This window comes from Arthrobacter sp. zg-Y238, from assembly GCF_024385525.1.
Classification (GTDB): Bacteria; Actinomycetota; Actinomycetes; order Actinomycetales; family Micrococcaceae; genus Arthrobacter_B; species Arthrobacter_B jinronghuae.
On record NZ_JANFLU010000005.1, the window covers coordinates 94,094 to 107,727 of the forward strand.

At 64.0% G+C, this 13,634-nt stretch carries 12 protein-coding genes; 10 read left to right on the forward strand and 2 right to left on the reverse strand.

The features are described 5' to 3' along the window. Window positions 1-87 precede the first annotated feature (87 nt). The 7 genes from NNX38_RS05470 (at window position 88) to NNX38_RS05500 (ending at window position 9,072) form a co-directional block, all read left to right on the forward strand. The gene (locus NNX38_RS05470) at window positions 88-690 is read left to right on the forward strand and encodes a hypothetical protein (RefSeq protein ID WP_255797087.1); all 603 of its coding nucleotides are present in this window, start codon (window positions 88-90) and stop codon (window positions 688-690) included. Window positions 691-1,016: 326 nt separating this feature from the next. Further along, the gene (locus tag NNX38_RS05475) at window positions 1,017-2,669 is read left to right on the forward strand and encodes an ABC transporter substrate-binding protein (protein ID WP_255797088.1); all 1,653 of its coding nucleotides are present in this window, start codon (window positions 1,017-1,019) and stop codon (window positions 2,667-2,669) included. 134 nt (window positions 2,670-2,803) lie between these two features. Beyond that, the gene (locus tag NNX38_RS05480) at window positions 2,804-3,730 is read left to right on the forward strand and encodes an ABC transporter permease (RefSeq protein ID WP_255797089.1); all 927 of its coding nucleotides are present in this window, start codon (window positions 2,804-2,806) and stop codon (window positions 3,728-3,730) included. After that, on the forward strand, window positions 3,723-4,676 hold the full coding sequence (locus NNX38_RS05485; RefSeq protein ID WP_229949830.1) for an ABC transporter permease: 954 nt from the start codon (window positions 3,723-3,725) through the stop codon (window positions 4,674-4,676). Before NNX38_RS05480 ends, NNX38_RS05485 begins: the two co-directional genes overlap by 8 nt. Further along, window positions 4,673-6,367 (forward strand): ABC transporter ATP-binding protein, encoded by a 1,695-nt coding sequence (locus tag NNX38_RS05490; protein ID WP_255797090.1) that lies wholly within the window; start codon window positions 4,673-4,675, stop codon window positions 6,365-6,367. Before NNX38_RS05485 ends, NNX38_RS05490 begins: the two co-directional genes overlap by 4 nt. A gap of 336 nt (window positions 6,368-6,703) precedes the next feature. Continuing rightward, window positions 6,704-8,626 carry a translational GTPase TypA gene (gene typA / locus NNX38_RS05495; protein WP_229949826.1) on the forward strand — a complete coding sequence of 641 codons (1,923 nt, stop codon included), beginning with the start codon at window positions 6,704-6,706 and terminating at the stop codon, window positions 8,624-8,626. Between the two features lie 56 nt (window positions 8,627-8,682). Continuing rightward, entirely contained in the window at window positions 8,683-9,072 is a 390-nt protein-coding gene (locus tag NNX38_RS05500; RefSeq protein ID WP_255797091.1) for a hypothetical protein, read from the forward strand. Between the two features lie 79 nt (window positions 9,073-9,151). Here the strand turns inward: NNX38_RS05500 and NNX38_RS05505 are convergent, their stop codons facing one another. Further along, complete coding sequence (locus tag NNX38_RS05505) at window positions 9,152-9,394, reverse strand: hypothetical protein (protein WP_255797092.1); 243 nt, start codon at window positions 9,392-9,394, stop codon at window positions 9,152-9,154. A 139-nt stretch (window positions 9,395-9,533) separates the two neighbouring features. On the opposite strand from NNX38_RS05505, the gene fdxA reads away from it, so the two are divergent. From fdxA to NNX38_RS05520, 3 genes are all read left to right on the forward strand, one after another. Beyond that, on the forward strand, window positions 9,534-9,857 hold the full coding sequence (gene fdxA, locus NNX38_RS05510; RefSeq protein ID WP_227918473.1) for a ferredoxin: 324 nt from the start codon (window positions 9,534-9,536) through the stop codon (window positions 9,855-9,857). Then, window positions 9,854-11,011 (forward strand): succinyldiaminopimelate transaminase, encoded by a 1,158-nt coding sequence (dapC, locus tag NNX38_RS05515; protein ID WP_255797093.1) that lies wholly within the window; start codon window positions 9,854-9,856, stop codon window positions 11,009-11,011. Before fdxA ends, dapC begins: the two co-directional genes overlap by 4 nt. Before the next feature lie 185 nt (window positions 11,012-11,196). Next, window positions 11,197-12,489: a citrate synthase gene (locus tag NNX38_RS05520; RefSeq protein WP_229949818.1), complete on the forward strand. Its 1,293-nt coding sequence runs from the start codon at window positions 11,197-11,199 to the stop codon at window positions 12,487-12,489. Between the two features lie 67 nt (window positions 12,490-12,556). On the opposite strand, the gene galE is transcribed toward NNX38_RS05520, so the two are convergent. Then, window positions 12,557-13,573 carry a UDP-glucose 4-epimerase GalE gene (gene galE, locus NNX38_RS05525; RefSeq protein WP_255797094.1) on the reverse strand — a complete coding sequence of 339 codons (1,017 nt, stop codon included), beginning with the start codon at window positions 13,571-13,573 and terminating at the stop codon, window positions 12,557-12,559. Window positions 13,574-13,634: the final 61 nt, after the last annotated feature.

The window sequence follows — 13,634 nt, forward strand, 5'->3', positions numbered from 1 at the left end:
GCGGCCCTTCGCGCACATCAGCGGCAAGGTGGAAATGGTTCGGCGCGCCGTGGAACTTCCAGCAAACGGCCCCGCTACATTGGCCCGATGACTCCGGAAGAACACCGCTTCAACGCCCTTGCACTCATGTTCGCCAACCTCCAGCGCCTGATGGTTTTCCATAACGCAGTCGCCATGAGCGAAGGCAAGGAACTGGACCCAGGCCTGCGCACAGAGCTCACCACGCAGCTCGACCTGGTCGGCGAGGCCATCCAACGTGCCAGCGAGACCAAAGCAGTCAGTGAGCCCGACGTCGAGGCCATGCGCCCGGTGGTCCAGTACCTCGCGAGGGAGATCCGCTCCTATTACGCAACCGAGCTCGGGAGTGATCTGGGCAAGCAGGCAGCCTTCGGTGCCGCGGAGGTCTATGCAGCCGGATACCTCGACGACGGGACTATTCAGATGGGCCGCGTCTTCGGCCATCCGGAGTGGGTTGACCGCACACTGCAGAACAAACCCGTTCTCATCACTCTCCGGAACCAGGCAAATGCCGCCGTCGCATCCGCGGCCAAGCGCGAGTTCTCCGCCGAAGTCCGCGGTTACATCGGCCACCACGTCAGTGTTGCGCTTGGCAACCGGGAACAGGCCCTGGCCCAGGTGGACGGGCTGCCGGAGATGCTGGCCGGACGGGATGCGCGCCAGCTTCAATAACGTGCCGATCGGCTTGCCCGGTCTGAGTACGGCGCAGGGGATTTTCGCCGTCGAACAGGCAATATGACATGTCATTGCATGTAATACAGCGTCCGTATGCCAAATCGTTACCAGGCCGTACGGACCGGCCTTTCCCCACGTCATCGCGCCCTTTTGCGCAGTGTGAACCACACCACCGTGTCCATGCCGGCGCCACATGCCGGACTTAGTTACCTGACGGCAACAAAGTGGGCTTATGCTTTTGGCTTTGTGAGTCGGTTCACCATTTGGCAGAGCCGCAACGCCGGCGTCATCATCGCCGGCACCGAACAGAACTAGGAGGCGGAATGCGCGTCACACGCACTTCCAAAATGCTGAGCGTAGCGGCACTTGCCGCACTTACGCTGAGCGCCTGCGGTGGAGGATCCGACGAATCGGCCGAAGGCTCGGGTGAGACCGAAGGCAGCAACAGCGCCGCGATCATCACGGCCAACGGCACCGAACCGCAGAACCCGCTGATGCCGGTCAACACCAACGAAGTTGGCGGCGGACGCATCATGGATCTGCTCTTCGAAGGCCTCGTCAGCTACGACGTTGACGGCAGTACGGTCAACGAACTCGCGGAGTCCATCGAGACCGAAGATTCCCAGACCTACACCATCAAGGTGAAGGCGGACCAGAAGTTCACCAACGGCGAGGCCGTCACGGCCAAGTCCTTCGTTGATGCCTGGAACTTTGGCGCAGCCGCCAAGAACGCCCAGCTCAACTCGTACTTCTTCGAGAGCATCGAAGGCTACGACGAAGTCAGTGCAGAAGGTGCCACGGCCGACACCATGAGCGGACTGACCGTGGTGGATGACACCACGTTCACCGTCAAGCTCAGCCAGCCGGAATCCGACTTCCCGCAGCGACTTGGCTACACCGCCTTCTTCCCGCTGCCCGCCGGTGCACTGGAAGATCCCGCCGCGTTCGGCGAGAACCCGGTCGGCAACGGACCGTACATGCTGGCCGGCGACGACGCCTGGCAGCACGAGATCCAGATCGACCTGGTCACCAACCCGGATTACACCGGAACCCGTGTACCGCAGAACGGCGGAGTAACCTTCAAGTTCTACTCCTCCTTCGACGCAGCCTACGCAGACCTGCAGTCGAACGAACTGGACATCCTCGACACCATTCCCAATATGGCGTTGAAGACGTTCAAGACCGATCTGGGTGAGGGCCGCTTCTCCGAAAAGGCGTACGCAGGCAACCAGACCATCACGATCCCCGGCTACCTGCCGGAGTTCTCGGGCGAAGCCGGAGAGCTGCGCCGCCAGGCCATCTCCATGGCCATCGACCGGGACGAAATCACCGACGTTGTCTTCTCGGGATCCCGTGAACCGGCCACTGAATTCACCGCTCCGGTCATCGAGGGCTACAACGACAGCATCCCCGGCAACGAGGTGCTCGAGTTCAACCCCGAGAAGGCCAAGGAACTCTGGGAAGAAGCCGAGAAGGTTTCGCCGTGGCCCGCCGACCAGGCCTTCACCATCGGCTACAACGCCGACGCCAACCACAAGGAATGGGTTGACGCCGTAGCCAACGGCCTGAAGAACAACCTTGGTATCCAGGCCGAAGGCAAGCCCTACGCAACGTTCAAGGAACTGCGCGCAGACGCTACCGCCAAGACCCTGACCGGTGCCATCCGCACCGGCTGGCAGGCCGACTACCCGTCGCTGAACAACTTCCTCGGCCCGCTGTACGGCACCGGGGCAGGTTCCAACGACGGCGAATACTCGAGTGAAGAGTTCGACAACCTCCTGGGCGAAGGCCTTGCCGCTGCCACCCCGGAAGACGGAGCCGAAATCTTCAACCAGGCCCAGGAAGTCCTGCTGAAGGACCTCCCCGTTATCCCGCTGTGGTACCAGGTGGCACAGTCCGGCTGGAGTGAAAACGTGGACAACGTGGAAACCGGCTGGAACGGTGTCCCGGTGTACTACAACGTCACGGCCAAGTAGCAGTATCTAGACCGACCGATCCGGGGCCCGGCCCGAAGGCCGGGCCCCGGCTTGTATTTCGGGTTCTATCAAGAACAGGCATAGAAAAAAATGCGAGACTTCAATCCCCCACAGCTGGCAGGAGGCCACCCCTAATGGCCGGCTACGTCATTCGACGCTTCCTCCAAATGATCCCCGTTTTCTTCGGGGCAACCTTCCTCGTTTACTTCCTCGTATTCTCCCTCCCGGGAGACCCCATTGCCGCACTCTTCGGCGATAAGCCGGTTAACGAGGCCGTCGCCGCACAGCTGCGCAGCCAGTACAACCTGGACCAGCCCTTCATCGTCCAGTACCTGCTGTACCTGAAGAACCTGGTCACCTTTAACCTGGGGGTCGACTTCTCCGGCCGCGAGGTTTCGGCCGTCCTGGCCCAGGCCTTCCCCGTGACTATGCGCCTCGCCGTGCTGGCCCTGCTTTTCGAAGCGGTCTTCGGTATTGCCTTCGGCCTGATCGCCGGCCTGAAGAAGGGCAAGATCTTCGACAGCACGGTCCTGGTTGTCTCCCTGATCGTGATCGCGATCCCGGTGTTCGTGCTCGGCTTCCTGCTGCAGTTCCTGGTGGGCGTCAAGCTCCAATGGACCAGCCCAACGGTTGGCGGCGACGCCAGCTGGGCGGACCTGATACTGCCGGCAGTGGTCCTGGGCCTGGCGTCCTTCGCCTACGTCCTGCGCCTGACGCGCACCTCGGTTATCGAGAACATGAACGCCGACTACGTCCGCACCGCCACCGCCAAGGGGCTTTCCCGGCCGCGCGTGGTCACCGTGCACATCCTGCGCAACTCCCTGATTCCCGTGGTGACCTTCCTCGGGGCGGACCTGGGTGCGCTGATGGGCGGCGCCATCGTCACCGAAGGCATCTTTAACGTCCCCGGAGTGGGACAGCGACTTTACCAGTCAGTCATCAGGGGAGAGGGGCCGACGATCGTGTCGATCGTGAGTGTCCTCGTCTTCGTCTACGTCATCGCCAACCTCCTGGTAGACCTCCTGTACGCCTGGCTTGATCCGAGGATCCGTTATGCATAAAGACACCACAAACATCGAGCACTACGTCGCTCCGCTGGAGGAAACCCCTCTGGCGGCGACCGACAGCGTCAAGGACGACGTCCAGCCGCTGAGCCTCTGGGGGGAGGCCTGGCGCAACCTGCGTACCCAGCCGCTGTTCATCATTTCCGCCCTGCTTATCCTGCTGATCCTCACGGTCGCGGCTTTCCCGGGCCTATTCACGAATGCGTCACCGGATGAAAACTGCCTGCTGGCCAACTCCAACGGTGCACCTACGGCGGGGCACCCGCTGGGCTTCACCTTCCAGGGCTGCGACGTTTACGCCCGCGTCATTTACGGCACACGCGCGTCCCTGATGGTGGGAGTGCTGACCACACTGGCCGTCGTAATCATCGGCGGCATCGCAGGAGCGCTGGCCGGCTACTACGGCGGATGGCTCGACGCCATCCTCGCCCGGGTCGGCGACATCTTCTTCGCCCTGCCGCTGATCCTCGGCGCCATCATCATCATGCAGCTGCCGACCTTCCGCGAGAACCGCACGGTCATGACGGTGGTCTTCACGCTGCTGATCTTCGGGTGGCCCCAGGTCGCCCGCATCACCCGCAGCGCCGTGATCTCGGTCCGCAACGCGGACTTCGTGGTGGCGTCCCGCTCCCTCGGCGTTTCGCGGTTCTCGGCACTGGTGAAGCACGTTATTCCCAACTCCACCGCCCCCGTGATCGTGATCGCCACCATCTCGCTGGGCACGTTCATCGTTGCGGAAGCCACGCTGTCCTTCCTGGGCATCGGGCTCCCGCCGGGCATCATGTCCTGGGGCAACGACATCTCGGCCGCCCAGTCTTCGTTGCGGTCCAACCCCTCAACGCTGCTCTGGCCTGCGGCCGCCCTCTCCATCACCGTGCTGAGCTTCATCATGCTCGGCGACGCGGTCCGTGATGCTCTTGATCCGAAGGCGCGCAAACGATGACCATCAATACACAAAACGCGGCTGTGAAGCCCCTGTTGGAAGTCCGCGACCTGGCAATCACCTTTGCCACCGCAAACGGCGACGTGGAAGCAGTCCGTGACGCACACCTGACGATCATGCCCGGCGAAACCGTGGCTATCGTGGGTGAGTCCGGTTCCGGCAAGTCGACGACGGCGCTGGCGGCCATCGGCCTGCTGCCCGGCAACGGCCGGGTCAGCGCAGGCCAGATCCTCTTTGACGGCGAGGACATTTCCAATGCCAGCGCCAAGCGGATCCAGGAGCTGCGCGGCAATTCGATCGGCATGGTTCCGCAGGATCCGATGTCCAACCTGAACCCGGTGTGGAAGATCGGTTTCCAGGTCAAGGAAACCCTGCGCGCCAATGGGCTGCCCCACTCCGCGGCGGACATCGCCAAGGTCCTGGAGCAGGCCGGCCTGCCGGATGCGGCAAGCCGCGCCAAGCAGTACCCGCACGAGTTCTCCGGCGGCATGCGCCAGCGCGCACTGATTGCCATTGGCCTGTCCTGCCGGCCCCGACTGCTCATCGCCGATGAGCCGACGTCGGCGCTGGACGTCACCGTCCAGCGGCAGATCCTGGACCACCTGGGCACCCTCACGGAGGAACTGGGCACCGCGGTGCTGCTGATCACTCACGACCTTGGCCTGGCCGCGGAACGTGCCCAGAAGGTCGTCGTCATGTACAAGGGACGCGTGGTGGAATCCGGGCCGGCCTTGGAAATCCTTACCAACCCCCGCCACCCCTACACGCGTAAGCTCGTGGAATCGGCACCCTCCCTGGCCTCCAAGCGCATCGACTCTGCGAAGAGCCGCGGCCTCGAGAGCGCAGACCTGCTGACCTCCGAAGACGATGCCAAGCTGAAGGCTGCGGATAACGTCATTGAGGTGAAGGACCTGACGAAGGTCTTCAAGCTCCGCAGCGGACTCGGCAAGTCGACGGATTTCACCGCCGTGGACAACGTCTCCTTCGACATCAAGCGCGGCACCACCACCGCCGTCGTGGGCGAGTCCGGCTCGGGCAAGTCCACTGTGGCCCGCATGGTGCTGAACCTCGAGACTCCCACCAGCGGCTCCATCCTGTTCAACGGGGTGGATATGACCACGCTGAACAGCAAGCGGATGTTCGAGTTCCGCCGCCGGGTGCAGCCGATTTTCCAGGATCCGTACGGTTCCCTGGACCCGATGTACAACATCTTCCGCACCATCGAAGAGCCGCTTCGGGTGCATAAGATCGGCACGTCCAAGAGCCGGGAGGCCAAGGTGCGCGAGCTCCTTGACCAGGTGGCCCTGCCGTCATCGGTGATGCGCCGCTTCCCGAACGAGCTCTCCGGCGGCCAGCGCCAGCGCGTCGCGATTGCGCGGGCCCTGGCGCTGGATCCCGAGGTGGTCATCTGCGACGAAGCGGTTTCGGCGCTGGACGTCCTGGTGCAGGCCCAGATCCTGAACCTGCTGGCGGACCTGCAGTCGGAGCTGGGACTGAGCTACCTGTTCATTACCCATGACCTGGCCGTGGTCCGGCAGATCGCGGACTTCGTCTGCGTGATGGAAAAGGGCAAGCTCGTGGAGACCGGCACCACGGACGAGGTGTTCGACGCCCCGCAGCAGGCCTACACGCAGGCACTGCTGGCGGCCATCCCGGGCTCACGCCTGGAACTGCCGCCCGAAGTCGCCTAGCGGCCTGGCAGCACATGCACTGAAGGCGGGGAACCGGACAGGTTCCCCGCCTTCAGTGTGTCCGGCACGGCCCGAGACAGCGCCTGCCCCACGCCCTGTCCGCGCCTCGAAACAGCGGGGTTTGGTTCGCCCCGCAAAGGCGTGCATTAGGGATCGTATGGTATTGCGACTAGAATGTTAGCGTGCCCGCTGACGGCGGGGCCTTCGGTGGATTCTGACTGGTGATTGAGCAAGCGATTGAATCAGCATTCGTACAGAACAGCCGGAAACGCCGGTACCCATCCGGCCGAAAAAGATACACCCCGAACTGATCTCCTATGAATTGAGTCCTCACGCATGTCAGAAACCAACACGGCTGTAAATACCGCAGTACGAAGCGATCTCCGCAACGTTGCGATTGTGGCCCACGTTGACCACGGTAAGACGACTCTCGTCGACGCCATGCTGAAGCAGACGAACTCGTTTGCCGCCCACGGTGACGTGGAAGACCGCGTGATGGACTCCGGTGACCTGGAGCGCGAAAAGGGCATCACCATCCTGGCCAAGAACACCACCGTGTTCTACAACGGTCCGGCCGCCAAGGGCGAAACCATCACCATCAACGTCATCGACACCCCCGGCCACGCCGACTTCGGCGGCGAGGTCGAGCGCGGCCTGTCCATGGTCGACGGCGTTGTGCTGCTGGTTGACGCTTCCGAAGGCCCGCTGCCCCAGACCCGCTTCGTGCTGCGCAAGGCTCTGGCCGCGAAGCTGCCGGTAGTCCTCCTGGTCAACAAGACCGACCGTCCCGATGCCCGGATCGACGAAGTCGTCAGCGAGTCCATGGACCTGCTGCTCGGCCTGGCCTCCGACCTCGCCGACGAAGTTCCGGACCTCGATCTGGACCTGATCCTGAACGTTCCCGTTGTCTACGCCGCAGCCCGCGTAGGTGCCGCTTCCCTGGAGCAGCCGGCCGACGGTTCAGCCCCCGCGAACGACAACCTGGAACCGCTGTTCCAGACGATCATCGAGCACATCCCGGCTCCCACGTACGACCCCGAGGGTGTCCTCCAGGCGCACGTCACCAACCTTGACGCTTCCCCGTTCCTGGGCCGCCTCGCCCTGCTGCGTATCTTCAACGGCACCCTGCGCAAGGGCCAGACCGTTGCCTGGGCACGTCACGACGGCACCATGAAGACCGTCAAAATCACCGAACTGCTGGCCACCAAGGCACTGGACCGCGTTCCGACCGAGTCCGCCGGACCGGGCGAGATCGTTGCTGTAGCCGGTATCGAGGACATCACCATTGGTGAAACCCTGACCGACGTCGACAACCCCAAGCCGCTGCCGCTGATCACCGTGGACGATCCCGCGATCTCCATGACCATCGGTATCAACACTTCGCCGCTGGCCGGCCGGGTCAAGGGTGCCAAGGTTACGGCCCGCCAGGTCAAGGACCGCCTCGACAAGGAACTGATCGGCAACGTGTCGCTGAAGGTCCTTCCGACCGAGCGTCCGGATGCCTGGGAAGTCCAGGGCCGCGGCGAGCTCGCCCTGGCCATCCTCGTGGAGCAGATGCGCCGCGAAGGCTTCGAGCTGACGGTCGGCAAGCCGCAGGTGGTCACCAAGATCATCGACGGCAAGGTCAACGAGCCGATGGAGCACATGACCATCGACGTACCCGAGGAATACCTGGGTGCCGTGACGCAGCTGATGGCTGTCCGCAAGGGCCGCATGGTCAACATGGCCAACCACGGCACCGGCTGGGTCCGCATGGAATTCATCGTTCCCGCCCGTGGCCTGATCGGCTTCCGCACCAAGTTCCTTACGGAAACCCACGGCGCCGGCATCTCCTCCTCCATCGCCGAGGGCTACGAGCCCTGGGCCGGTCCGATCGAGTACCGCACCAACGGTTCGCTGATCTCCGACCGCTCCGGCGTCGTCACCCCGTTCGCGATGATCAAGCTGCAGGAACGCGGCTCCTTCTTCGTGGAGCCCACCTCCGAGGTATACGAGGGCATGATCGTCGGCGAGAACTCCCGCGCCGATGACATGGACGTGAACATCACCAAGGAAAAGCAGCTCACCAACATGCGTGCCGCTTCCTCGGACACCTTCGAGAACCTGACCCCGCCGCGGAAGCTCACGCTGGAAGAGTCGCTCGAATTCGCCCGTGAGGACGAATGCGTGGAGGTCACTCCGGAGTCCATCCGTATCCGGAAGCTGGTCCTGAACGCGAACGACCGTGCCAAGGCCAACCGCGCCCGCGCCAAGGCCTAGTCATTTCCGCCACGGCTGAAACCGGCAAGAGGTCCCCGCGCTGGCGGGGGCCTCTTGTGGCTGTGATCGGGGGGATCCTGGCGGCTCTGCTGGGTACCTCCCTGCACGGCCACGTGGTGTATGCGGGCGACGACGGATTGCCCGTCGGTGCCCTGCTGGCCGTAGTGTTCAGCGGTGCCCTGGCCTTGCTGGTCGGCCTCTGGCAGCGCAGTGCGCTGTTGAGCGCCGTCACCGGCGTGATCACCTACCTGGTGCTGGGACTCTTTTCCCTGGACCTCGTCAGTGAGGTACCCCTGATCGTGACCGGTTCCTCCGCCCCGGAGCAGCCGCCGGTAGTGACTGCCGGACTGGTCTGGCTCTTCGGGCAGGCTGTCGCGACCGTGGCAGCTGTGCTGGTCTGCGCACGCGTGCTTGGCCGGGACCGGGCCGCCGGGACCGCTGCCTAGGCATCCGCAGAATTCAAGATCACGTAAAAGGCCGCTGGAACAAAAGTTCCGGCGGCCTTTTTCATGCGGTTTTCGCGGGTTACAGCGGACGTGTCCGCGCAGCGCGGCGCGGGGGAGCGGGCGGGACGGTTTTGGCCGCGGTGACCAGCGGATAGGCGATAAGGACCTCGCCGCGCCGGGTGGAGACCGTGCACCCGTCCGTCCCGACGTCGCTGAGGGTGCCCAGAGCGTCCGTGAAGCCGCCGTCGATCCGGTAGCGGACGACGACGCGCACTCCGGGCTGCAGGCCGCGCAGCAGGGCGGCAGGTTCTTCGTGCGTCATCCTTCCATCCTACGGAGGGGCCGGCGTCACCGGGACGCTCCGGCTGGGAGATAATGGACAAGGCTACTAACGTGGAACCAACACCCAGCGACCCGCCGTCCTACCGGCCGACGGTCCGCAGATCAGGAAGGCAAGGGACGTGACGTACGTAATTGCGCAGCCGTGCGTGGATGTAAAAGACAAGGCATGTATCGAAGAATGCCCCGTGGACTGCATCTATGAAGGCGAACGCTCCCTCTACATCCACCCGGACGAATGCGTCGACTGCGGGGCCTGTGAACCCGTCTGCCCGGTAGAGGCCATCTACTACGAAGACGACACTCCCGAGGAATGGGCCGAGTACTACAAGGCCAATGTCGAGTTCTTCGACGTCCTGGGCTCTCCCGGCGGCGCTGCCAAGGTAGGCAACACGCACACGGATCACCCGATCATCGCGGCCCTGCCGCCGCAGAACCAGGCATGAGCGCCGCGGCGTCCCGGGCCTTCGGGCTGGACCTGCCGGAGTACCCCTGGGACGCCATGGCGCCCTACCAGCGCCGGGCAGCAGAGCATCCTGATGGAGCGGTGAACCTGTCCATCGGCACCCCCGTGGATCCAACGCCCGCCGTCGTCCGCGACGCGCTGGCAGCTGCTTCGGATGCCCCGGGCTATCCCACAACGCACGGCACCGCGGACCTGCGCGCCGCCGTCGTCGACTGGTTTGCCCGACGCCGGAACGTGTCCGGGCTGGATCCGGCGGCCGTGCTGCCCACCGTGGGTTCGAAGGAACTCGTTGCCTGGCTGCCGCTGCTGCTCGGGCTGGGGGAGGGCGACGTCGTTGTCCGGCCCGTGGTGGCTTACCCCACCTACGACATGGGTGCGGTCTTCGCCGGCGCCACGGCGGTAGCCGCGGACCACCTCTCCGATCTGGACGAGCAGACGCGTTCGCGCGTACGGCTGGTCTGGGTGAACTCTCCGGGCAACCCCACCGGCATTGTGCGTTCCGCCGAGTCGCTGCGCACCCTCGTCGAAGAAGCCCGTGCCCTGGGCGCAGTGGTTGCCTCGGACGAATGCTATGCCGAACTCGGCTGGGGACAGTGGGATCCCGCTGAAGGCGGCGAACCCGTCCCCAGCATCCTGGATCCGCGGATCAGCGGCGGAAGCACCGACTCCCTGCTCGCGGTGTACTCCTTGAGCAAGCAGTCCAACATGGCCGGTTACCGCGCTGCGTTCACGGCGGGAGATCCGGCATTGATCGCCAACCTGGTCAACAGCCGCAAGCACGCCGGGATGATCGTCCCCGCGCCCGTACAGGCCGCCATGGCCGCTGCGCTGCGCGACGACGCACACGTGGCGGCACAGAAGGACCTCTACCGCTCCCGCCGCAACCGGCTCGTTCCGGCACTCGAGGCGTTCGGCCTGAAGATCGAGCACTCGGAAGCCGGGTTGTACCTGTGGGCGAGTGCGGGCGAGGATACCTGGACCACCGTGGCACGTTTCGCGGAACTGGGAATAGTGGTGGGTCCCGGCGTTTTCTACGGCGACGCCGGTGCCGGCTACGTGCGGATTGCCCTCACCGGCACGGACGACGGCATCCGTGCAGCCGCCGAGCGCCTGCACGCGGGTTCGCAGGAATAGTATTGGGCACTGCACCGTAATACTGCGCCCAGCCATGTTGCGCTTGTACAACGGTGCCCGCCTCGATTAGTGGTAAGGGCACTGAAACCGGTAGCGTTTTAGCGAAATAGTTTAGTGGAATGCACTATGTCCGTCGGAAGCGGATGTACATAGCGGCGGTTTCAAAAACTCCTAAAGGAGAATTAATGACTGAGCAACCAAGTGCCAAGCTCCAGTACGGGCCGAACCCGGAAGACGAGCTTGTACTGCCCCGCGTTGCCGCAGCTGAAGGAAACAACGGTTTCGACGTTTCCAAGCTGCTGAAGCAGACCGGCACCGTCACTTTTGACCCCGGCTTCATGAACACGGCGGCCACCACCTCCGCGATCACCTACATCGACGGCGACCAGGGCATCCTGCGCTACCGCGGGTACCCCATTGAGCAGCTGGCAAAGCACTCGAGCTTCCTCGAGACCTCGTACCTGCTGATTTACGGGGAACTGCCGACGCCGACCGAGCTGGAGAACTTCGACCAGCGGATCCGGCGCCATACCCTGCTCCATGAGGACCTGAAGGGCTTCTTCGGCGGCTTCCCGCGCGACGCGCACCCGATGCCGGTACTGTCCTCGGCGGTCAGTGCGTTGTCCACCTTCTACCAGGACTCCCTGGACCCGTTCGACGAAGAACAGGTGGAGCTCTCCACGGTCCGCCTGATGGCGAAGCTGCCCGTGATCGCGGCCTACGCGCACAAGAAGTCCATCGGCCAGCCGATGCTGTACCCGGACAACTCCATGAACCTGGTGGAGAACTTCATGCGGCTGTCCTTCGGCCTGCCGGCCGAGCCGTACGAAATCGATCCGGACCTGGTCAAGGCCCTGGACCTGCTGCTGATCCTGCATGCGGACCACGAGCAGAACTGCTCCACCTCCACCGTCCGTCTGGTGGGCAGCTCCAACGCCAACATGTTCGCTTCGGTTTCGGCCGGCATCAGCGCCCTCTTCGGACCGCTGCACGGCGGGGCCAACGAAGCAGTGCTGAACATGCTGCGCGACATCCAGGCCACCGGGATGCAGCCGGAGACCTTCATGGAAAAGGTCAAGAACAAGGAAGACGGCGTGAAGCTCATGGGCTTCGGGCACCGCGTCTACAAGAATTACGACCCGCGCGCCAAGATCGTCAAGGCCACCGCCCATGACATCCTCGCCAAGCTCGGCGGCAACGATGAGCTGCTGGACATCGCCATGCGCCTGGAAGAGAAGGCACTGGCGGACGATTACTTCATCGAGCGCAAGCTGTACCCGAACGTGGACTTCTACACGGGCCTGATTTACAAGGCCATGGGCTTCCCGGAGAAGATGTTCACGGTCCTGTTCGCCATTGGCCGCCTGCCGGGCTGGATTGCCCAGTGGCGTGAAATGATGCAGGACCCGCAGACGAAGATCGGCCGCCCGCGCCAGCTCTACACGGGCGCACCGGAGCGCAACTACCCGCAGCGCTGATCGGTTTTGTAAAAACAGAAAAGGGAAGGTCCCCGGAAAATTCCGGGGACCTTCCCTTTTCTAATCCCTACGGGGCGGCGTAGCCCTCGGGGTTGTTCTTCTGCCAGCGCCAGTGGTCCTCGCACATGCTCGCCAGGGAGCGTTCGGCCCGCCAGCCGAGGTCCGCGTGCGCGGCGGCAGGGTCGGCGTAGCTGACGGCGGCATCTCCCGGGCGGCGCTCGGCGAACTCGTAGGGGATTTCCTTGCCTGCGGCGGCGGAGAAGGCCGAGAGGACTTCCAGGACGGACGAGCCGTTGCCCGTGCCCAGGTTCCAGCGGTGTACGCCGGGGGCCTCGCTCAAGTAGTTGAGTGCGGCGAGGTGGCCTGCGGCAAGGTCCACTACGTGGATGTAGTCGCGGACGCCGGTGCCGTCCGGTGTGGGGTAGTCGTTGCCGAAGACCATGACCTTTTCGCGGCGGCCAACGGCAACCTGCGCCACGAACGGCAGCAGGTTGTTCGGCACACCGGTGGGATCCTCGCCGATCCGGCCGGATTCGTGGGCGCCGGCGGGGTTGAAGTACCGCAGCAGCGCAACGCTCCAGCGTTCATCGGCGGCACCGAGATCGCTGAGGATGTCCTCGATCTGCTCCTTGGTGCGCCCGTAGGGGTTCACGGCGTCCATGGGGGAGTCCTCGGTGAGGGGGACCTCCTCGGATGCGCCGTAGACGGTGGCTGACGAGCTGAAGACGATGGTCCGGACGTTATGCCGGTCCATGGCGTGCAGCAGGTTGATGGTGCCGACTACGTTGTTGGTGTAGTAGTACAGCGGTTTAGCTACCGATTCACCCACTGCCTTCAGCCCGGCGAAGTGGATGACGGCGTCGATGGAGCGGCCGTCGAATGCCGCTTCGAGCGCCGCTTCATCCAGCAGGTCGGCCTTGATGAATTCCGCCTTGCGGCCGGTCAGCTCCTGGACCCGCCGCAGCGATTCCTCGTTTGAATTCTGGAGGTTGTCCAGGACTACCACGTCGTGGCCCGCTTCGAGGAGGGCCAGAGTGGTGTGGGATCCGATATAACCGGTGCCACCGGTAACTAAAATGCGCATGGTTCTAAGCCTAAACGCTCGCTCGTCCGTATCCGCGGCGGCGGTCCCGCGGCGGACCCCT